This window comes from Nocardioides sp. L-11A, assembly GCA_029961745.1.
In the GTDB taxonomy this organism is placed as follows: domain Bacteria; phylum Actinomycetota; class Actinomycetes; order Propionibacteriales; family Nocardioidaceae; genus Nocardioides.
Genome location: CP124680.1, coordinates 810,653 through 830,872 on the forward strand (window position 1 = coordinate 810,653; position 20,220 = coordinate 830,872).

At 72.2% G+C, this 20,220-nt stretch carries 19 protein-coding genes; 13 read left to right on the forward strand and 6 right to left on the reverse strand.

All coding sequences use genetic code 11. The features are described 5' to 3' along the window. The first annotated feature begins 24 nt into the window (after positions 1–24). From QJ852_03710 to QJ852_03750, 9 genes are all read left to right on the forward strand, one after another. On the forward strand, positions 25–624 hold the full coding sequence (locus QJ852_03710) for a hypothetical protein (GenBank protein ID WGX97549.1): 600 nt from the start codon (positions 25–27) through the stop codon (positions 622–624). A gap of 12 nt (positions 625–636) precedes the next feature. Continuing rightward, positions 637–1,332, forward strand: a complete 696-nt coding sequence (locus QJ852_03715; GenBank protein WGX97550.1) for an HAD-IA family hydrolase — start codon at positions 637–639, stop codon at positions 1,330–1,332. Beyond that, positions 1,329–2,102 carry a sulfite exporter TauE/SafE family protein gene (locus QJ852_03720; protein WGX97551.1) on the forward strand — a complete coding sequence of 258 codons (774 nt, stop codon included), beginning with the start codon at positions 1,329–1,331 and terminating at the stop codon, positions 2,100–2,102. The genes QJ852_03715 and QJ852_03720 overlap by 4 nt, the downstream gene beginning before the upstream one ends. Positions 2,103–2,235: 133 nt before the next feature. Continuing rightward, positions 2,236–4,104, forward strand: a complete 1,869-nt coding sequence (gene dnaK, locus QJ852_03725) for a molecular chaperone DnaK (protein ID WGX97552.1) — start codon at positions 2,236–2,238, stop codon at positions 4,102–4,104. Then, the gene (grpE, locus tag QJ852_03730; GenBank protein WGX97553.1) at positions 4,101–4,679 is read left to right on the forward strand and encodes a nucleotide exchange factor GrpE; all 579 of its coding nucleotides are present in this window, start codon (positions 4,101–4,103) and stop codon (positions 4,677–4,679) included. The genes dnaK and grpE overlap by 4 nt, the downstream gene beginning before the upstream one ends. Before the next feature lie 144 nt (positions 4,680–4,823). Then, complete coding sequence (gene dnaJ, locus QJ852_03735; GenBank protein WGX97554.1) at positions 4,824–6,047, forward strand: molecular chaperone DnaJ; 1,224 nt, start codon at positions 4,824–4,826, stop codon at positions 6,045–6,047. Beyond that, complete coding sequence (locus QJ852_03740) at positions 6,047–6,496, forward strand: MerR family transcriptional regulator (GenBank protein WGX97555.1); 450 nt, start codon at positions 6,047–6,049, stop codon at positions 6,494–6,496. Before dnaJ ends, QJ852_03740 begins: the two co-directional genes overlap by 1 nt. Positions 6,497–6,647: 151 nt before the next feature. Further along, on the forward strand, positions 6,648–7,979 hold the full coding sequence (locus QJ852_03745) for a hypothetical protein (GenBank protein WGX97556.1): 1,332 nt from the start codon (positions 6,648–6,650) through the stop codon (positions 7,977–7,979). A 34-nt stretch (positions 7,980–8,013) separates the two neighbouring features. Next, entirely contained in the window at positions 8,014–8,928 is a 915-nt protein-coding gene (locus QJ852_03750) for an Abi-alpha family protein (protein WGX97557.1), read from the forward strand. Between the two features lie 80 nt (positions 8,929–9,008). Here the strand turns inward: QJ852_03750 and QJ852_03755 are convergent, their stop codons facing one another. Continuing rightward, positions 9,009–10,502, reverse strand: coding sequence for a hypothetical protein (locus tag QJ852_03755; protein ID WGX97558.1), 1,494 nt, complete (start codon positions 10,500–10,502; stop codon positions 9,009–9,011). Between the two features lie 463 nt (positions 10,503–10,965). Here QJ852_03755 and clpB point away from each other — a divergent pair, with 463 nt between their 5' ends. Next, on the forward strand, positions 10,966–13,563 hold the full coding sequence (gene clpB, locus QJ852_03760) for an ATP-dependent chaperone ClpB (protein WGX97559.1): 2,598 nt from the start codon (positions 10,966–10,968) through the stop codon (positions 13,561–13,563). Between the two features lie 125 nt (positions 13,564–13,688). Continuing rightward, entirely contained in the window at positions 13,689–14,795 is a 1,107-nt protein-coding gene (locus QJ852_03765) for a hypothetical protein (protein WGX97560.1), read from the forward strand. Between the two features lie 47 nt (positions 14,796–14,842). Here QJ852_03765 and QJ852_03770 read toward each other — a convergent pair whose 3' ends face one another. Further along, a complete protein-coding gene (locus QJ852_03770; protein ID WGX97561.1) occupies positions 14,843–16,018 on the reverse strand; it encodes a pyridoxal phosphate-dependent aminotransferase in 1,176 nt (391 codons plus the stop codon). Between the two features lie 112 nt (positions 16,019–16,130). Here QJ852_03770 and pyrE point away from each other — a divergent pair, with 112 nt between their 5' ends. Continuing rightward, the gene (pyrE, locus tag QJ852_03775; GenBank protein WGX97562.1) at positions 16,131–16,676 is read left to right on the forward strand and encodes an orotate phosphoribosyltransferase; all 546 of its coding nucleotides are present in this window, start codon (positions 16,131–16,133) and stop codon (positions 16,674–16,676) included. Between the two features lie 134 nt (positions 16,677–16,810). Here pyrE and QJ852_03780 read toward each other — a convergent pair whose 3' ends face one another. Continuing rightward, positions 16,811–17,245, reverse strand: a complete 435-nt coding sequence (locus QJ852_03780; protein ID WGX97563.1) for a VOC family protein — start codon at positions 17,243–17,245, stop codon at positions 16,811–16,813. A gap of 59 nt (positions 17,246–17,304) precedes the next feature. Then, positions 17,305–18,048 carry a VTT domain-containing protein gene (locus QJ852_03785; protein ID WGX97564.1) on the reverse strand — a complete coding sequence of 248 codons (744 nt, stop codon included), beginning with the start codon at positions 18,046–18,048 and terminating at the stop codon, positions 17,305–17,307. Between the two features lie 85 nt (positions 18,049–18,133). On the opposite strand from QJ852_03785, the gene QJ852_03790 reads away from it, so the two are divergent. Beyond that, positions 18,134–18,781 (forward strand): TrmH family RNA methyltransferase, encoded by a 648-nt coding sequence (locus tag QJ852_03790; protein ID WGX99525.1) that lies wholly within the window; start codon positions 18,134–18,136, stop codon positions 18,779–18,781. Positions 18,782–18,797: 16 nt separating this feature from the next. Here the strand turns inward: QJ852_03790 and QJ852_03795 are convergent, their stop codons facing one another. Both QJ852_03795 and QJ852_03800 read right to left on the reverse strand, forming a co-directional pair. Beyond that, the gene (locus QJ852_03795) at positions 18,798–19,295 is read right to left on the reverse strand and encodes a SigE family RNA polymerase sigma factor (GenBank protein WGX97565.1); all 498 of its coding nucleotides are present in this window, start codon (positions 19,293–19,295) and stop codon (positions 18,798–18,800) included. Further along, positions 19,292–20,146 carry a hypothetical protein gene (locus tag QJ852_03800; protein WGX97566.1) on the reverse strand — a complete coding sequence of 285 codons (855 nt, stop codon included), beginning with the start codon at positions 20,144–20,146 and terminating at the stop codon, positions 19,292–19,294. The genes QJ852_03795 and QJ852_03800 overlap by 4 nt, the downstream gene beginning before the upstream one ends. Positions 20,147–20,220: the final 74 nt, after the last annotated feature.

Below are 20,220 nucleotides of genomic sequence, written 5' to 3' on the forward strand. Positions count from 1 at the left end.
CGGGCCCGTCTGGACAATGGTCGGGTGAGCGACCAGCAGCAGCCCCCTGCCGAACGTCCCGTGCTCAACGGGCTGGTGGCGCTGATCGCGGTCGGGCTCGGTGTCGGCCTGATCCTGGGCGTCGTGGCCCTGGTCGGCACCAAGGTGCTCGGCATCGGGGCTGACGACGGCGACGCGGCCGGGGAGTCGACGGTCCGTCAGTCGATGTACCTGCCGACCCCGGTGGAGACCGACGAGGCCACCGGGCCCCTGGTCACGCTGCACACCGAGGACACCGACGAACCGACCGGCGACGCGGAGACCGCCGTCCCCGAGGACGAGCCGACCACCGAGCTCACCAGCGAGAGCGCCGCCGGCCAGATCTCGCTGCAGGCGCTCGCGACGTCCGTCGCCAGCGGCGAGCGGATCTACTTCAGCGGCGTGTACCCGGGCGGCGAGGGCGCGATCCTGTGGGTCCAGCGCTTCGAGAACGGCGACTGGGCCGACTTCCCGGCCAGTGTCGGCGTCACCAACGGCACCTTCTCCAGCTACATCTTCACCGGCGTCAGCGGCGTCAACCGCTTCCGTGTCGTCGACCGCGACAGCGGCACGACGAGCAACGAGATCAGCGTCACCGTCGGCTGAGCGGGCCGCGCGATGATCGTCACCGTCGACCTGTTCAGTGCGGCGACCGACACCCGCACGGGCGCCGGGGCGGTGCTCGGCCGGATCGCCGAGGAGCGGGGGTGGGGCCTCGACGGCACCGTGCTGTACGACGTCTGGGACCGCCACAACAAGGGGCTGCAGCGGGAGGCGCGTGCTCCGCGGACCTTCACCCAGGTGTCGCGGGAGGCGCTGCGCCGTGCGTACGACGAGCTCGGCCTCGACTCGGGGAGCGCCGGCGGCGACCTGGCCCGGCTGCACGACGCCGTCGGCGACTGGCCGCTGTGGCCCGACGTGGCCGAGGGCCTGCGCCGGCTCGCCGCCGTCGCCCGCGTCGGTCTGCTGTCGAACGTCGACGACCACCTCGCGCGGCGGTCCCGGGCGGCGGCGCTGGTCGACCCCGACCTGCTGCTGACCTCGCAGCGGCTCGGCGCCTTCAAGCCGTCCCCGGAGATCTACCTGGCCGCCGTACGGGCCGTGGCGCCGGAGCGACTGGTCCACGTCGCCGCGTCGGCGCGCGACGTGCGCGGCGCGCTGGAGGCCGGGATCGCCGTGGTCCGGCTGGCCCGCCCGGGTCATGCGGTCGACCCGGACGGCCCGGAGCCGTCGGTCGAGGTGGCGGACGCCGGCGAGCTCGCCGACGTCGTCGGCGCGCTCGGGGCCGGGCGGCCGGCGCCACCGACCGCGTGAGCGGCCTCGACCAGCTCGTCGTCGTCCTGGCCGGACTCGGCGCCGGGGTGCTGAGCACCACGGTCGGCGTCGCGTCGCTGCTGAGCTTCCCGGTGCTGCTCGCGGTCGGACTGCCGCCCGTGGTCGCGAACGTGAGCAACACGATCGGCCTGGTCCCCTCGGGCGTCGGCGGCGGCCTCGGCTACCGCGAGGAGCTGCGCGTCCAGCCCCGGGTCACGGTGGCGGTCATGGTCCTGACCGGCCTCGGGGGCGCCGCCGGCGCGGCGCTGCTGCTGGCCCTGCCGCCCGGTGTCTTCGAGGCGATCGTGCCGTGGCTGATCCTCGGCACCTGCCTCCTGGTCGGTATCCAGCCGCGCCTCTCCGCCTGGCTGGCCGACCGCCGCGCCCGGGCCGGCGGCGAGCTGCGCCCGCGGCTGCGGCTCTCGACCCCGGCGACCGGGTTCGTGGTGCTGACCGGGGTCTACGGCGGCTACTTCGGCGCCGGGGCCGGGGTGATGATGCTCGCGACGCTCGCCCTCGCGCTCGACATCGACCTGCGGGTGCTCGCCGGGATCCGCACCACCGCGCTGCTGGCCTCCAACCTCGTGGCTGCCGCCGTGTTCGTCGTCGTCGCCGAGGTGGACTGGCGCGCCGTGGCGCTGCTGTCGGTGAGCTCGATCGTCGGCGGCTACGTCGGCGCCCGGGTCGCCCGCCGGCTCCCGGCGGCGGTCCTGCGGGCCCTCGTGGTGGCGGCCGGCAGCACCGCGTCGGTGGCGATGCTGGTCCGCTGAGGCCGGTCCCCGAGGTTTCTCGCCGGCCCGGGAACAACCCGCCGGACCCCGCCGTTGGAGCCTGTGTCAGACTTGAGTCCATCCGGCTCAACTAACTTGCATCACGATCGTCACGCACGGAGGAGAAACACACATGGCACGAGCTGTCGGCATCGACCTCGGTACGACGAACAGCGTCGTCGCGGTCCTCGAGGGCGGCGAGCCCACGGTCATCGCCAACGCGGAGGGAGCGCGGACCACGCCGTCCGTCGTCGCCTTCGCGAAGAGCGGTGAGGTGCTCGTCGGCGAGGTCGCGAAGCGCCAGGCGGTCACGAACGTCGACCGCACCATCCGGTCGGTCAAGCGCCACATGGGCACCGACTGGACGCAAGCCATCGGTGACCCGGTGGACAAGGACTTCACGCCGCAGCAGATCTCGGCGTTCATCCTGCAGAAGCTCAAGCGCGACGCGGAGGCCTACCTCGGCGAGACCGTCACCAACGCGGTGATCACGGTCCCGGCGTACTTCTCCGACGCGCAGCGCCAGGCGACCAAGGAGGCCGGCGAGATCGCGGGCCTGACCGTCGACCGCATCGTCAACGAGCCCACCGCGGCCGCGCTGGCCTACGGCCTCGACAAGGGCGACGACCAGACGATCCTCGTCTACGACCTCGGTGGCGGCACCTTCGACGTGTCCCTCCTCGAGATCGGCGAGGGCGTCGTCGAGGTCAAGGCCACCAGCGGCGACAACCACCTCGGTGGCGACGACTGGGACAACGCGATCGTCGAGTGGATGGTCAAGAAGTTCAAGGACGCCAACGGCGTCGACCTGTCCGCCGACAAGATCGCCGCACAGCGCCTCCAGGAGGCCGCCGAGAAGGCGAAGATCGAGCTGTCCTCCTCGAGCGACACCACGATCCACCTGCCCTACATCACCCACGGCGAGAACGGCCCGCTGCACTTCGAGGAGCGACTCACCCGCTCGGAGTTCCAGCGGCTGACCGCCGACCTGCTCGAGCGCACCAAGGCGCCCTTCCAGAACGTCCTCAAGGACGGCGGCGTCGCGCTCTCCGCGATCGACCACGTGGTCCTCGTCGGCGGCTCCACCCGGATGCCCGCGGTGACCGAGCTGGTCAAGGAGATGCTCGGCGGCAAGGAGCCCAACAAGGGCGTCAACCCCGACGAGGTCGTCGCGGTCGGCGCGGCCCTGCAGGCCGGCGTCCTCGCCGGTGAGGTCAAGGACGTGCTGCTCCTCGACGTCACCCCGCTCAGCCTCGGCATCGAGACCAAGGGCGGTGTCTTCACCACGCTGATCGAGCGCAACACCACGATCCCGACCAAGCGGTCCGAGATCTTCACGACCGCCGACGACAACCAGCCGTCGGTCGAGATCAAGGTCGCCCAGGGCGAGCGGGCCATCTGGTCGCAGAACCAGGGTCTCGGCAACTTCGAGCTGACCGGCCTGCCGCCGGCTCCGCGGGGCGTGCCGAAGATCGAGGTCACCTTCGACATCGACGCCAACGGCATCGTCCACGTCTCCGCCAAGGACCAGGCGTCCGGCCGCGAGCAGTCGATGACGATCTCCGGCGGCAGCGCGCTGTCCAAGGACGACATCGACCGCATGGTCAAGGAGGCCGAGCAGTACGCCGAGGAGGACGCCAAGCGGCGCGAGGCCGTCGAGGTCCGCAACCAGGGCGAGCAGCTGGTCTACACGACCGAGAAGTTCCTGGCCGACAACGGCGACAAGCTGCCCGACGACGTGAAGACCGAGGTCGCCGCCGACGTGGAGGCGCTCAAGACGGCGCTGGCCACCGAGGAGACCGACCCCGAGAACCTCACCGCCGCCATCTCCAAGCTCGGCGAGTCCAGCCAGAAGATGGGCGCCGCGATGTACGCCGCCGCCGAGGCCGACTCCGCCGCGGCGGGGGGCACCACCGGCGCGACCGGTGAGTCGGACGACGACGTCGTCGAGGCCGAGATCGTCGACGAGGACCCCGACAGCACCGAGGGCGACGCCAAGTGACCGACGAGAAGCCGAACCCGGAGGAGGGGGAGCTGCAGGAGACTGCGGCTCCCTCGCCCGAGGGCCGGGAGCCCGACGCCGAGGTCCCCGCTGCCGAGGCCGGCGAGACCGACGCCGAGGCGACCCCCGAGGCCGACGAGCTCACCGTCACCAAGATGGAGCTGGAGGAGCGCACCCTCGACCTGCAGCGGCTGCAGGCGGAGTTCCTCAACTACAAGCGCCGGGTCGAGCGCGATCGCGAGCTACTGCGCGAGAACGCGACGTACGCCGCGCTCACGCCGATCATCGACGTCCTCGACGCGATCGACCGGGCCCGCGACCACGAGCCGCTCGAGGGCGGCTTCAAGGCCGTGGCCGAGCAGCTCGAGCGGGTGGTCGCCGGCCTGGGCCTGACCAAGTTCGGCGAGGTCGGCGACGCCTTCGACCCGACCATCCACGAGGCCCTCTCGCACATCGGCACCGACGCCGAGGTCGAGGTCACCACGTGCAAGGTGATCGCCAAGGCCGGCTACAAGATGGGCGAGCGGGTGGTCCGCGCCGCGCAGGTGCTGGTGGTCGACCCGGCCGACGGTTGAGATGCCGGTGCTGTTGAGTTTCCGCGAACTCGGGCTTGAGTTGCCTCTCAGGGCAGGTCGAGGGGGAGTTCGCGGCAACTCAACGGTGAGTTTGACGCAAGTCAACGGTGAGTTCGAGGAAAGTCAACGAGAGGAGGGTGGGCGATGAGTGACGACGGGATCCGGTCCGACTGGGCGACCAAGGACTTCTACAAGGAGCTCGGGGTCGCGAAGTCGGCGACGCAGGACGAGATCAAGAAGGCCTACCGCAAGCTCGCGCGCGCCAACCACCCCGACTCGCACCCCGGCGACTCCGCCAAGCACGACAAGTTCAAGGCGGTGGCCGAGGCGTACGACGTCATCGGCGACGCGGAGAAGCGCAAGAAGTACGACCAGGCCCGCGAGATGTTCGGCCGCGGCGGCTTCCCCGCCGGAGCCGGCTTCGGCGGTGCCGGCGGCTTCGGCGGCGGCGTCAACGTCGAGGACCTGCTCCGCGACCGCGCGGGTGGTGGTGGCGGCGGCTTCGGCGACCTCTTCGGGGACCTCTTCGGCGGGGGCCGGGGTCGGGCGCGCGCTCCGCGCGCCACCCGCGGTGCCGACCTCGAGACGACCGCGACCATCGGCTTCACCGAGGCGCTCGACGGCGCCACGGTGTCGCTGCGGGTCAGCTCGGACGGCGCCTGCGCGACCTGTCACGGCACCGGCGGCCGGCCGGGCACCCAGCCGCACGTGTGCCCGACCTGCGACGGCAGCGGGTTCGTCACCGCGTCCGTGGGCGGCGCGTTCTCCATGAACGAGACCTGCCCGACCTGCGGTGGTCGCCAGCTCGTCTACGACGACCCGTGCCCGACCTGCCACGGCTCCGGCCTGGGCCGCAACACCCGCACCATCCAGGCGAAGATCCCCGCCGGGGTGAAGGACGGGCAGCGGATCCGGCTGCGGGGCAAGGGCGTGCCGGGGGAGAACGGCGGCCCGGCCGGCGATCTCTACGTCACGGTGAAGGTCACCGGCCACCGCGTCTTCGGCCGCAAGGGCGAGCATCTCACCGTCGACGTACCGGTGTCGTTCGCCGAGCTCGCCCTCGGTGCCGAGATCAGGATCCCTACGCTCGGCGGCGCCCCGGTGACCCTCAAGGTCCCCGCCGGCACACCGAACGGCCGTACCTTCCGGGTGCGGGGCAAGGGGGCGGCCAAGGCCGACGGCACGCGGGGCGACCTGCTGGCCACGGTCGAGGTGCAGGTGCCGAGCAGCCTCGGGGCCGAGGCCAAGGAGGCCCTGGAGGCCTACGCCGCCGCGACCGCCGACACCCGGCTGCGCTCGGGACTGTTCGCCGACGGTGCTGACGGGGCCGGCGGGGAGCGCAGCGACCGACGTCAGGACGTGAGCTGATGGTGGGCCGCGACGTGCCCGGACGGCCGGGCTCCCTCGGCCCTCCGGGCGAGGACGACGCGGTCTATGTCATCAGCGTCGCGGCGCAGCTCAGCGGCCTGCACCCGCAGACCCTGCGGACCTACGAGCGGGTCGGGCTGATCACGCCCGGCCGCACGGGCGGTGGCGGTCGCCGCTACTCCTACCGCGACATCGAGCGACTGCGCGAGATCGCGCAGCTCACCGCGTCCGGCATCGGTATCGAGGGTGTCAAGCGGATCCTCGACCTGGAGAACGCCGTCACCGCGCTGCGGGCGCGCAACGCCGAGCTGGTCGCCGAGCTGGAAGCCGCCCACGAGGCGCTCCGGCAGGCGGCCGCCGCCCGCCCCGCGATGCCGCGGTCGAACCTTCCCGCGCTGCCGGGCGCCGCCGTCGGCCAGTCCGTCGTGGTCTGGCGCCGAAACCCCTGACCCGGGCATGCCCGTCGCCGGGCGCGCCGGTTGCTGTGACACCGTGACCTGAGATCTCTAGGGCGGTTGTCCCCACAGGCGTTAACCTCCACCCGTCGGGACCGTCCGTGGGCATGGGGCGCGGCGGGACTCCACGGGACGAGAGGTGCGTGTGGACGCAGTGCTGGACTGGCTCCGGGATTGGGCCGACCACGTCGACTGGTTCGCGTTCGTCTCGATCCCGTTCTTCACCGGGATCATCGGTTGGCTGATCAACTGGTCCGGGCTGTGGATGCTCTTCAAGCCGATCAACTTCTACGGCGTCCGGGTCCCCGGTCTGCGGGAGGTGGCCGGCATCCTGCCGCGCAAGGTGCAGGAGATCCCGGGCTGGATGGAGGGCGGCCTCGGCTGGCAGGGCATCGTGCCCGCCCGGGCCGCGAAGATGGGCAGCATCGCGGTCGACAAGGTGATCGCCAAGCTCGGTACGCCGGCCGAGTTCTACGCCCAGCTCGAGCCCGACCAGATCGCCGAGCACATCGTCAACGTCTTCCGCCCGGACCTCCCGGCGCTGGTCGACGAGGTGATGATGCGCGAGCACCCCCGGCTGTGGCGCGACCTGCCCCGTCCCGTGCGCCAGGCGGTCATCGACCGGGTCCAGGCACAGCTGCCGGGTGTCGTCAAGACGATCACCGACGAGATCGGCGTCCACATCAACCAGCTGCTCGACCCGAAGATCATGGTCATCGACCACTTCCGCAAGAACCCCGAGCTGGTCGTCCGGGTCTTCAAGGACGTCGGGCAGCGCGAGCTCAACCTGATGGTCGCCTTCGGCTTCATCTTCGGCTTCCTGCTGGGCATCCCGGTGGCGATCGTCGACCAGACCTGGCACATCTGGTGGCTGCTGCCCCTGCTCGGCATCGTCGTCGGCTGGACCACCAACCTGCTCGGCATGTGGCTGATCTTCGACCCGCCGGAGGCGAAGCGGATCCTCGGCATCAAGGTGCAGGGCCTGTTCCTGCGGCGCCAGGACGAGTGCGCCGAGGTCTACGCCCGGATCATCGCCGAGGACGTGATCACGCTGGAGCGGATCGGCGACTTCCTCATGGACGGCCCGCGGGGCGACCGCACCCGGCAGATGATCGCGACCGCGATGCGACCGGCGATCGACAAGGCGGCCGGCCCGCTGCGCGGCGCGGTCAACGTCGCGATGGGCGGACGGCGCTACGACAGCATCAAGGACTCCTTCGCCAAGGAGGCGGTCGGCCGCACCATCACCCCGTTCCGCGACCCGGGCTTCAGCAAGCAGCAGTCCGAGAAGATCCGGGTCCTCATCGCGCGCCGCACCAAGGAGCTCCCGCCGAAGGACTTCGTGGAGATGATGCGCGCGGCGATCAAGGAGGACGAGTGGATGCTCTATGCCCACGGCGCGATCATGGGGGCCGCCGGCGGCTTCCTCCATCTCGGCATCTTCAATTGGGGTTGGCTCCCCGGGTTCCCGCCGTGACGGAGCCCTACCCCGGCATGAGCGGAAGGCGGACATGACCGACGACCTCGACAAGGACGGCCTGCCACGCCTGCCCGCGCTGACCGGACCCGCCGTGGCGGAGTCGCTGCCGGGACTGGCCCGGGTGGCCGGTTCGGCGGCGCTGCACACCGCCGGCTGGGGCCTGCGCACGACGACCCGCAACTGGATGCGCGTCGGCCGGGCGGTGACCAGCCGCGACGAGGCCGCCTCGCTGATCCGCGACGTCGGCTCGTACGTCGGTGCGCTCGGCGAGGTCGCCAAGCAGGTGTCCGACGGGGTGCCCGTCGCGACCGCCCTGCTGCGTGCCGGCGAGTCGCTCGGCGGCAGTGCCGAGCGGCCCCGCGAGGTGGTCGCCTCCCCGGTGGTCGACGGCCAGGTGCTCGCCTCGCGCCCCCAGTCGCTGCGCGAGCGCGGCAACGACCTGCTCGAGCGCTCCCGCGACGTGTGGAGCAAGGACGACCGGCATCCGGCGTTCGACCGGATCCTCGACGAGCTCGCGCCCGATGAGGCGCGGATCCTCGTGATGCTGCTGCGCGACGGCCCCCAACCCTCGGTCGACGTCCGCACCGGCGGCCCGATCGGCATGGTCAGCAGCCAGCTGATCGCGCCCGGGCTCAACATGGTCGGCCCTCGGGCCGGGCTGCGCTACCTGGAGCAGGTGCCGTCGTACCTCAACAACCTGTTCCGGCTCGGCCTGGTGTGGTTCTCCCGCGAGCCGGTGCGCGACCACCTGGAGTACCAGGTGCTCGAGGCCCAGCCCGACGTGCTGGCCGCGATGCACTCGGTCAAGTTCGCCAAGGTGGTGCGGCGCAGCGTGCACCTCACGCCCTTCGGTGAGGAGTTCTGCAAGCTGGCGCTGGTCGACGAGGTGACCGCTGCGAGCGAGGACCTTCCCGAGCACGAGGCGCCCCCGGAGCTCGACGGTTGAGCGGTGCCTGGTGGGTCGAGCCCGTCGCCCGGTCGACGACTGCGGATGCCCGCTCGACCTGACGGGTCCGAGCCTGTCGCTCAGCCGACGATGCGCCCGCCCGCGGCGCGCCACCACGACGCCGCCGCCCGTACGGCGGGCGGCAGGTGCGTCGCGACCGCCAGCTCGGCCAGCTCCGGCTGCTGGGCCATGCCGGCCGCGAACAGCGCGGCGTACCCGATCTGGTCGTCGCGCCGGGTGAGCTCACGGAGCAGGGCGCCGTCGAGCGGGACGCCGGCGAACCCGCAGATGCTCAGGCCCGCGCCGCGCAGGACCTCGTCGTCGGACGCCAGCCAGGGCGCCGGATCGGCCGTCTCGAACGGGATCATCAGGTTCGCGAAGGCGAAGGCCGCGCCGTGCCGCGTGATCTCGTCCGGTCCCTCCAGCGCGGAGCGGCAGATCAGCTCGCGGACGTCGTCGGCGAACGGCGAGGCGACGAGCAGGAAGGACGACGTCGTCACATGGGTCGCCCGGAAGTCGTAGAGCACCTCGAACAGCAGCCGGGCGAGCATCGCCTCGCCGGGGCCGGTCTCCGCGACCTCGGCGGCCAGGCCCGCGGCGTAGCTGAAGTGGCGGTTGCGGCGGGTCCGGCTCCAGGTCGCCGCGCGCCGCGGCTCGACCAGCGCGGCGGTGAGCCGGTCGCGGACCGCCGAGCGGAACTCGGGCGGGCAGCAGGCCAGGGTCGCGCTGAGGATCGGCTGTCGCAGCGGGTCGCCGAGCGCCGCGTCGCATGCGGCGGCGAAGACGGGGACCAGCGGTAGCCAGTCGGCCCGGCGCAGCCCGCCGACACTGCGCATGTTCTGGATGCCCAGGCAGCCCGCCCGCGCGATCACCCAGGACTCGTGGGTGAGCAGTTCCCCGCACCAGGTGACCAGCTCGGGGGTCGGGTGCTCGGTGACCGCGCTCAGCAGGTCGGCGGGGCGCTGCATGCCGGGCTGCTCGACCGCCTCCCGCACGATCTGCGCGACCAGGTCGGCGTACGGACTGCAGCGCAGCTTGCTCAGCGCCTCGTAGCGCAGCTGGTAGCCGAGGCCGGCCGAGCGGCCCACCTCGTCGACCAGGCGGATGAGGAGCGGACGGATCGTGTGGGCGGCCATGCCGAAGGGCGTGCGCAGGTGGTACTCCGCGAAGCGCAGCCAGTCGTGGGCGTCCGCCTCGTCCGACTGGACGGCGTCGACGGCGGCGGTGAAGCCGTCCAGCGTCGGCTCCGGCGCGTAGGGCTCGGTGTCGGCGGGTGCGTAGGCGAAGGTCCGGCACAGCACGTCGACGGGCGCGCGCAGGTGGCCGTGGGGGAGCCCGAGGGCCTGCTCGTACGCCGCCACGACCACGCCGCTGCGCCGCCCGGTGGTCTCGACGCGGGACAGTGTCGCGGGCGAGAGACGGGAGCCGTTCGCGGTGCGGGCGGCGAACTCGCGCAGCGGCACCCCCGCCACCACCCGGCTGGTGCGCAGCAGCCACCCGATCCGGGCCGCGACGTCGATCCTCGCCCCGGCGAGGGGGGTCGGGTCGTCGATCTCGTCGGTGTGCCGAGCCACCCGGCCATCGTGCCGCACCGCGCCGGCCCGCGTGCCGTTTCACGTCCGGGTGCTACCGAAACAATCGGAAGTGAGGGTCCCGGGTGTGCCAGCGTGGTCCGGCGCAGTCGACCCTGTGGCCAGCGCGATGTGGGGTCGCGTCCCGCTCGGGGAGCGAGGTGGCCCGGGTCGACTGTGATGACGCGGCCCCGGCCGACGGTGGCGCCCGGGTGATCGGCGTCGGCAACACGGCCCCCCGGGCGGGGATGCGCCCCGCGGCACGGGTAGGGGGTGCAGGAATCGCCGGTCGACCGGTTGTTCCTGCACTTGTCGGGCGTTGCAACGGCCGTCAAGTGCAGGAATCGCCGGTCGACCGGCGATTCTCACACCCGAAAACTAGCCCGAGTTGAGTGGAACAGACTCAACTTTCCTGACGTTGTGATAGTAACTCGATCATCCCGACGACACAGGAGAGACTCTGCACATGAGCCAATTCGGGGCCGACAAGTTCACCACGCGCAGCCGCGAGGCGATCGAGGCCGCCCAGCTCGCCGCGACCACGGCGGGCAACACCAGCGTCGAGCCGATCCACCTGCTCGTCGCCCTCCTGCTGCAGGAGGAGGGGACCGCCGCCCACCTCGTGGCCAAGGCGGGCGTCGACGTGTCCGCGCTCGTGCACGCCGCCTCGTCCGCCCGCGACGCGCTGCCGCGCGCCAGCGGCGCCACCGTCAAGCAGCCCGCCGGGTCGGCGGGGCTGACCCGGGTCCTGGCCTCCGCGCTCGACCTGGCCCGCTCGATGACCGACGAGTACGTCGCCACCGAGCACCTGCTGATCGGCCTGGCCACTGTCGAGTCCAGCGCACAGCAGGTGCTGACCGACGCCGGGCTGTCCGCCGACAGCCTGCGTGAGTCGCTCACCGCCGTGCGCGGCAACCGGCGGGTGACCTCGCAGGACGCCGAGGCGACGTACGAGGCGTTGGAGAAGTACTCCGTCGACCTCACCACCGCCGCCGAGGAGGGCAAGCTGGACCCGGTGATCGGCCGGGACCAGGAGATCCGCCGGGTCATCCAGGTGCTCTCGCGCCGCACCAAGAACAACCCGGTTCTCATCGGCGAGCCCGGCGTGGGCAAGACCGCCGTCGTCGAGGGGCTCGCCCAGCGGGTGGTCGCCGGCGACGTCCCCGACTCGCTCAAGGGCAAGCGGGTGCTCTCGCTCGACCTGATGGGCATGGTCGCGGGCGCGAAGTACCGCGGCGAGTTCGAGGAGCGGCTCAAGGCCGTCCTCGACGAGATCAAGCAGTCCGAGGGCCAGGTCATCACGTTCATCGACGAGCTGCACACCGTCGTCGGCGCGGGCGCCGGCGGCGACTCGCAGATGGACGCCGGCAACATGCTCAAGCCGATGCTCGCGCGCGGCGAGCTGCACATGATCGGGGCCACCACGCTCGACGAGTACCGCGAGTCGATCGAGAAGGACCCCGCCCTGGAGCGCCGCTTCCAGCAGGTCTTCGTCGGGGAGCCCTCGGTCGAGGACACCATCCAGATCCTGCGCGGCATCCAGGAGAAGTACGAGGCGCACCACGGCGTGCGGATCACCGACGCCGCCCTCGTCGCCGCCGCGACCCTGTCCGACCGCTACATCTCCGGCCGTCAACTGCCCGACAAGGCGATCGACCTCGTCGACGAGGCGGCCTCGCGGCTGCGGATGGAGATCGAGTCCTCCCCGGAGGAGATCGACCAGCTCCGTCGCCAGGTCGACCGGCTGAAGATGGAGGAGTTCGCCCTCGCCAAGGAGTCCGACGACGCCTCCCGGGACCGCCTCGAGGCGCTGCGCGCCGACCTCGCCGACAAGGAGGAGTCGCTGCGCGGGCTCGAGGTCCGCTGGGAGCGGGAGAAGTCCGAGCTGGAGGGCGAGGGTGCCCTGCGCCGGCAGCTCGACCAGCTGCGGATCGAGGCCGAGCGGCTGCAGCGCGAGGGCGACCTCGGCGGGGCCAGTGCCATCCTCTACGGCCAGATCCCCGCGCTGGAGCAGCAGATCAAGGTCGTCGAGGCGGCGGAGGACGCCGTCGCGGCCGGCGAGAAGCTGGTCGGCGAGGAGGTCGGCGCGACCCAGATCGCCGAGGTCGTCGAGGCCTGGACCGGCATCCCCACCGGACGGCTGCTGCAGGGCGAGACCGCCAAGCTGCTCGACATGGAGCTGGCCATCGGCGCCCGGCTGATCGGCCAGGCCGACGCCGTCCGCGCGGTCAGCGACGCCGTCCGCCGGGCGCGGGCCGGGATCTCCGACCCCAACCGGCCGACGGGCTCCTTCCTGTTCCTCGGCCCCACCGGTGTCGGCAAGACCGAGCTCGCCAAGTCGCTGGCGGACTTCCTGTTCGACGACGACCGCGCGATCGTGCGGATCGACATGAGCGAGTACGCCGAGAAGCACTCCGTCGCGCGGCTGGTCGGTGCCCCTCCGGGCTATGTCGGCTACGACCAGGGCGGTCAGCTCACCGAGGCCGTCCGCCGGCGCCCGTACTCCGTCGTCCTGCTCGACGAGGTCGAGAAGGCGCACCCCGAGGTGTTCGATGTCCTGCTGCAGGTGCTCGACGACGGGCGGCTCACCGACGGCCAGGGCCGCACGGTCGACTTCCGCAACACGATCCTGATCCTCACCTCCAACCTCGGCTCGCAGTTCCTCGTCGACCCGGCGATGGACCCGGCCGCGCAGAAGGAGGCGGTGATGGGCGTGGTGCGGCAGGCGTTCAAGCCGGAGTTCCTCAACCGCCTCGACGAGATCGTCACCTTCGATGCGCTCTCCCGTGACGACCTCGCGCAGATCGTCGAGCTGCAGCTGCGGTTCCTCGAGGCGCGGCTCGCCGCCCGTCGGGTGACCCTGACCGTCACCCCCGAGGCCCGGCGGTGGCTGGCCGACATCGGCTACGACCCGGCGTACGGCGCACGGCCGCTGCGGCGGCTGGTCCAGACCGCCATCGGCGACGCGCTCGCCCGGATGCTGATCGGCGGCGAGATCGCCGACGGCGGGTCGGTGAGCGTCGACCGGGGCGAGGACGGGCTGGTGCTCACCGCAGGGGCCTGATCGCCTGGTGCAGGAATCACCGGTCGACCGGTGATTCCTGCACTTGTCGGGCATTGCAACGCCCGACAAGTGCAGGAACCGCCCGTCCGGTGTGACCTGTGGGGCGGTCTGGTGGAATGGGACCCATGAGCGACGAGCAGCCCCGACCGGGACAGGCGACGCTGGCGGGTGCGCTGATCATCGGCGGCTCGGTGTTCGTCGTCCTCGCCGCCTGGCAGCGGGTCTCCACGCTCCACACCCTGGAGGTGCAGGAGGAGCTCGATCGGATCCTGACCGAGCCGATGACCGGCGACCTCGGCATCAGCGTCGACACCTTGGCGACGCTGATCCGCGTCCTGTGCCTGATCGGCGCAGGCGCCGCGACCGCCTCGACGATCCTCGGCATCCAGGTGTTCAAGCGCTCGGCGAGCGCGCGGATCGCCCTGACCGCGCTCTCGCCGCTGCTGTTCGTCGGGGGCCTGGCCACGGCCGGCTTCCTCGCGCCGATGGTGCTCGCCGGCATCGCGCTGCTCTGGCTGCAGCCCACCCGCGACTGGTACGCCGGCCGCCCGTGGATCCAGCGCTACGAGGAGCGCCGCGCCGCCCGGCTCGCCGGACTCCGCCCGCCGAGCACGCCCGCGCAGCCCCCGACCGGCCCGACCGGCCCGACCGGCCCGACCGGCCCGACCGGCTCACCCGCCCCACCGGCGTCCGGGTGGCCCTCGCCGCCGGCCGCCGGCGCCCAGCAGCCACCGGCGGCCCCCGTCCTGACCGGACCGGCGCCGCTGCCGCCGGGCGGGCACCGCGCCGTCCAGCGGGGCATCCGCCCCCGGGCCCTGGTCGCGGCCTGCTCGCTGACCTGGGTGACCTCGGGCCTGGTGCTCGTCGTCCTGGCGGTGCTCGCGGCCGTCCTGCCCTCGCAGAGCGAGGACCTGTACGCCGAGATGCAGCGCCAGCAGCCCCAGCTGATCGAGGAGTCCCAGCTCGGCGAGCAGGACCTGGTCGCCATCCTCTATGTGTTCATCGCCGGGCTGATCGTGTGGACCCTCGCGGCCGGCGCGCTCGCCGGCCTGGCGTTCGCCGGCCAGAACTGGGCCCGGATCGCGCTCGCCATCTCGGCCGCCGCCGCCACCTTCCTGGCCCTCGCGCTGGCGCTCGGCGCCTGGCCGCTGGTGATGCTGGTCGCGGCTACGGCCGGCACGGTCTGGCTCCTGGTCCGTCCGGAGGTCGGGCGCTGGTACGCCGGGCGGTGAGTCCGTCCGCCGGCTGAGCCGGGCCCGTGGACGGTCCGGGTCCGTGGTCAGCGCGCCAGGTCGGCAGCGCTGAGCCGGCGTACCGCCTCGGCGATCACCTCGGGCCGCTTGCAGAACGCCCAGCGGACCAGGTGACGCCCGCCACCGGGCCCGTCCGGGGCGTCGTAGAAGACCTCCGACGGGATCGCCACGACGCCGGCCCGCTCGGGCAGTGCCCGGCAGAAGTCGCCGCCGCTGGCCCAGCCCAGCTCGCGCACGTCGGTGGTCGCGAAGTAGGTGCCCTCGGGGACGTAGGTCGTCAGGCCGGCCGCACGGAGCCCGGAGACGAGCTGGTCGCGCCGCTCCCGGAGGTCGTGGGCCAGACCGGTCGGGAACGCGTCGCCGGCGTCGAGGGCCGCGGCCACGGCGGGCTGCAGGGGAGCGCCTGAGGTGAAGGTCAGCCACTGCTTGGCGGCGGTCATCGCCCCGACGAGGGCCGCGGGCCCGGTCGCCCAGCCGACCTTCCAGCCGGTGACCGACCAGGACTTCCCGGCGCTGGACAGGGTCAGCGTCCGTTCGGCCATCCCGGGCAGCGTGGAGATCGGCACATGCCGCCGGCCGTCGAAGGTGAGGTGCTCGTAGACCTCGTCGGTCACGACGATCAGGTCGTGCTCGATCGCCACCCGGGCCACGGCGGCCAGCTCGTCGGCGTCGAGCACCCGCCCGGTGGGGTTGTGCGGGGTGTTGAGCAGGATCAGCTTGGTCCGCGCCGACACCGCGGCCTCGAGCTCGGCCGGGTCGAGGCGGAAGTCCGGCGCGCGCAGCGTCACCGGGCGCCGTACGCCGCCGGCGAACTCGATCATCGCCGGGTAGGAGTCGTAGTACGGCTCGAGCACCACGACCTCGTCGCCCGGGTCGACGAGTCCGAGCAGGGTGCCGGCGATCGCCTCGGTGCAGCCGGTCGTGACCACGACCTCCCGGTCGGGGTCGAGCTCGATGTCGTAGTGCCGCTGCTGGTGCCGGGCGATCGCCTGCCGGAGCGCGGGGACGCCGATGCCGGGGGCGTACTGGTTGGCCCCGCCGTGCAGTGCGGCGACGGCGGCCTCGATCAGCTCGGGAGGGCCGTCGGTGTCGGGGAAGCCCTGACCGAGGTTGACGGCGCCGGTCCGGGCGGCGAGGGCGGACATCTCGGCGAAGATGGTCGCGCCCATCCCGGCGACGCGCTGGGCAGCAGGACGGTGCACGAGACCCGACCCTACTGCCGAGGGGTCTCCCGGAGGTCGGGCTCCGGGCGCCGTCGGTGACCTGCGTGACCTGATCGGGACGCGGAGCCGGGGAGGCAATAGCCTCAGGACCGTGACGACCACCGACACCGACCTCGCCGCCGACATCGACGCCACCTGCCGCCTCACGGGCGAGTTCGTGCTCCGCTCGGGCCAGGTGAGCAACGAGTACTTCGACAAGTACCTCTTCGAGGCCGACCCGCTGCTGCTCGCCCGGGTCGCGCGTGAGGTCGCGCAACTGCTGCCGGCCGACGCCGAGGTGCTCGGCGGCCTCGAGATGGGCGGTATCCCGATCGCCACCGCGGTCAGCCAGCTCGTGGGCCTGCCGGTCGTGTTCGTCCGCAAGAAGGCGAAGGAGTACGGCACCGCGAAGCTGGCCGAGGGCCCGGCGTACGACGGCCGCAAGGTGGTGCTGATCGAGGACGTCATCACCACCGGCGGCGCGGTGCGCGACGCGACCAACGCGCTGCGCTCGGGGGGTGCCGTGGTCGAGACCGTGGTCTGCGCGATCGATCGCAGTCCCGCCGGGGAGAACCCGCTCGCCGACGTCGAGCTCGAGGTGCGCGCGGTGCTGACCAAGGCCGAACTGGACCAGGCCCGGGCCGCCGCCCAGGTCTGACGGCCCGGCCACCCGCGGTCACATCCGCATCACGGGGTCGCACTTGACGGGCACTTCTGTCACTGGGCGGGCGTTGCAACGGCCGCCCAGTGCAGGAATCGCCGGTCGACCGGCGATTCCTGCACCAACCAGACTCAGCTCGCGCCGGGCGCGCCGGCGATGTTGACCAGCCAGTCGACGCCGTACTTGTCCTGCAGCATGCCGAAGCTGTCGCCCCACGGCGCCTTCTCCAGCGGCTGGTGGATGGTGGCGCCGTCGGCCAGGCCGTCCCACCAGGAGCGCAGGGTGGCCTCGTCGTCGCTGGGGCCGCTGATGCTGACCTGCTGGGTCTGCGGCTCGCCGGGCACGTGCGAGGGGTGGTCGGCGCCCATGAGGAGCACGGTGTCGGAGACCGCCAGCGACGCGTGCATGACCCAGTCGACCTCGGCCTCGGCGACGCCCATCGCGGTGCCGCCCATGTCGGCGAAGGTCATCACGGTGAGCTCGCCGCCGAGCACCGACTGGTAGAACTCCATCGCCTCGCGGGCCCGGCCGCGCCAGTTGATGTAGGGGTTGAGGTTGATCGTCATCGCTGCTCCCGGTGTCGTGGTGGACTCGATGCCGGGAAGACTGTCACCTCAGGGTGAACTCATCGCTCCTCGGCGACCGGACTCTCGGTGGAGCCGGCGAGCTCCTTGCGGCGCTTCGCGGCGGGGCGCTTGTGCCGCCACCACTCCCACGCGAGCGGGACCGCGGAGAAGGCGAGGATGGCGAGAGTGACGTAGTCGATGTTCTCGCCGAGCGCCGGGATCGCGGCGCCGAGGAAGTAGCCCAGCAGCGTGATCGAGACGACCCACAGGACCGCACCGATCGCGCTCCAGGTGAAGAACCGGCGGCGCTCCATCATGGTCACGCCGGCGACGACGGTGATGTAGGTGCGCACGAACGGCACGAACCGGCCGATCACGAGTGCCTTGTTGCCGTGCTTGTCGAAGAAGGCGCTGGTGTTGTCGAAGTACTTCTTCTTGAGGATCCGGCCCTCGCGCTCGTACAGCGGCGGGCCGAGCTTGCGGCCGATCTCGTAGCCCGCGACATTGCCGGCGAAGGCCGCGACGATGAGCAGGGCCATCGCGATGATCAGCTCGATCGGCTCGTTGGAGATCCCGACGACCGAATAGCCGGTCTTGTTGCTGCCCGCGATGAACAGCCCGAGTGCGAACAGCAGGGTGTCGCCGGGCAGGAACGGGAAGAACAGACCGCACTCGACGAAGACGATGCCGATCGCGATCCAGATGAACATGGTGCCGTACTCATGTTGCAACCACTCGGGATCGAGCCACTTGATACCGAGCAGCATCGGCACGACGAGCGGGGTCGCGACCAGCGAGTTCACGGCGCCACGCTACCCGCCACCGCCCAACGGGTTGGTCGATAGGGTCGGGTTCGTGGTCGAGGAGGAGCGGGCGCCGTACGACCCGATGCCCCACGGGCAGCCCGAGGTCGGGGTCGGGCCGTGGCCCGGGCCGTGGCCCGAGGGGCCCGGGAGCGAGGTGTACGACGAGGCGCTGCTGCGCGACGGCGACCGGCGCAATGTCGTCGACCGCTACCGGTACTGGTCCGTCGAGGCGATCGTCGCCGACCTCGACCGGCGCCGCCACGGCTTCCACGTCGCGATCGAGAACTGGCAGCACGACTTCAATATCGGCACCATCGTCCGCTCCGCGAACGCCTTCCTCGCCGCCGAGGTGCACATCATCGGCAACCGCCGCTGGAACCGCCGCGGCGCCATGGTCACCGACCGCTACCAGCACGTCCGCCACCACTCGAGCGTCGCCGACCTGCACGCCTACCTGGCCGAGACGGCCGTCCCGCTCCTCGGCATCGACAACCTGCCGGGGTCCGCGCATCTCGAGACGATGGTGCTGCCCGAGCGGGTCTGCTTCCTGTTCGGCCAGGAGGGGCCCGGTCTCTCGGCGGGGGCGCGGGAAGCCTGCGACGGGACCTTCTCCATCGCCCAGTTCGGCTCGACCCGGTCGATCAACGCGTCGGCGGCCGCGGCCATCGCCATGCACGCATGGGTCCGCCAGCACGCCGACCTCGGCGGCGACGGGGCCTGGCGAGGCTGAGGAGTGGGCCGGCATGTCAGCCGGTCTCGACCTCCGCCAGCCGTCCCCGCAGGGCGGCCAGGCCGCGCGAGGTGTGGCTCTTCACCGTGCCCTCGGAGATGCCGAGCTCGGCGGCGACCTCGGCGACGGGCAGCCCGAGCCAGTGACGCAGCAGGACCACGGCCCGTTGCTGGACGGGGAGCTCCTGGAGGGCGGCGACGAGCGAGTCGCGCTCCTCGACGCCGAGGCCGGGAACGGCGGCGAGGTCGGGAAGGGTGTCGGTCGGGACCTCGCGGCGTACGGCGCGCCGGGACTCGTCGATGGCGGCGTTGAGCAGGATCCTGCGGACGTAGGCGTCCTCGGTGCCCTGCCGGGAGACCCGGGGCCAGGCGACGTAGAGGCGGACCAGGGCGGTCTGCACCAGGTCGTCGGCGCGGTGCCAGTCGCCGCACATGCCGTAGGCGATGCGGCGCAGCCGGTCGCGGCGAGCGGTGGCGAACTCGACGTACGCCGCCTCGCGCTCGGCGCGCCTCACCGGCTGCTCCGCAGGTGGTCGACGAAGCCGGCCATGGTGCCGCGCTCGTCGGCCGCCGGGTAGTCATCGGCGACGGTCAGCAGCGTCAGGTCGTCGACCTGGTGGGCCACGCCCCACACCTGCTCCGAGCCGACCCGCAGCCGGACCGGCACGCCGTCGGCGAGGAAGGTCAGCGGGTCGCCCTGACGGACCAGTCGGACGCCGTACCGGGCCTCGAGCCGGCCGTCGTCGTCGAAGGCGACGAGCTGGTCGGTGGAGCCGGTGAAGAGCAGGTCGGCCTGGTAGGCGACCCAGCTGTCCAGGTCGGGGAAGACGCCGCTCGCCTCGGGATCGGCGACCCCGCGGCCGCTCTGGGAGGTGCTGCTGCCGTCGTCCTCGGCCCCGGACCTGTAGAGCAGGGTCCAGACGACCTGGTCGCCGTTGCGGACGGCGAGTGCGATCGACGCGACGACGCGGGAGTCGTCGTCGAGCTCACTGCCGGTGATCGGCTCGTTGACGCGGTCGACCACGGTCCAGCCGCGCTGCACGAGCAGGTCGCCCGTCGGGGCGTCGTACCCGACGGGGAAGTCGGCGGGCAGGTCGCTGGTCGCGTGGAGGTCGTCGGTGCGGACCCCGGCGACCGCCGCGACCTGGACCGTCCGGTCCTGGCCGTCGTCGCCCGACGAGCCGTTCACTGCCCACACGGTGCCGCCCGCGACGAGCGCGAGGGCCAGGGCCGCCCCGCCCCGGGTCAGCCGACGACGGCGTACGGCGCGGCGGCCGGCGCCGATCGTCGTACCGATCTCGAAGCCGGAGGGCGGCGTGGGCCGCTCCCCGAGCTCGGCCTGCAGTCGGTCGATGATGTCCTGCACGGGTCCTCCGAGGGTCGCGACGATTCACTCAACCACGGATACGCACGCCGACGCGGATCGGTTGTCACGGTAGG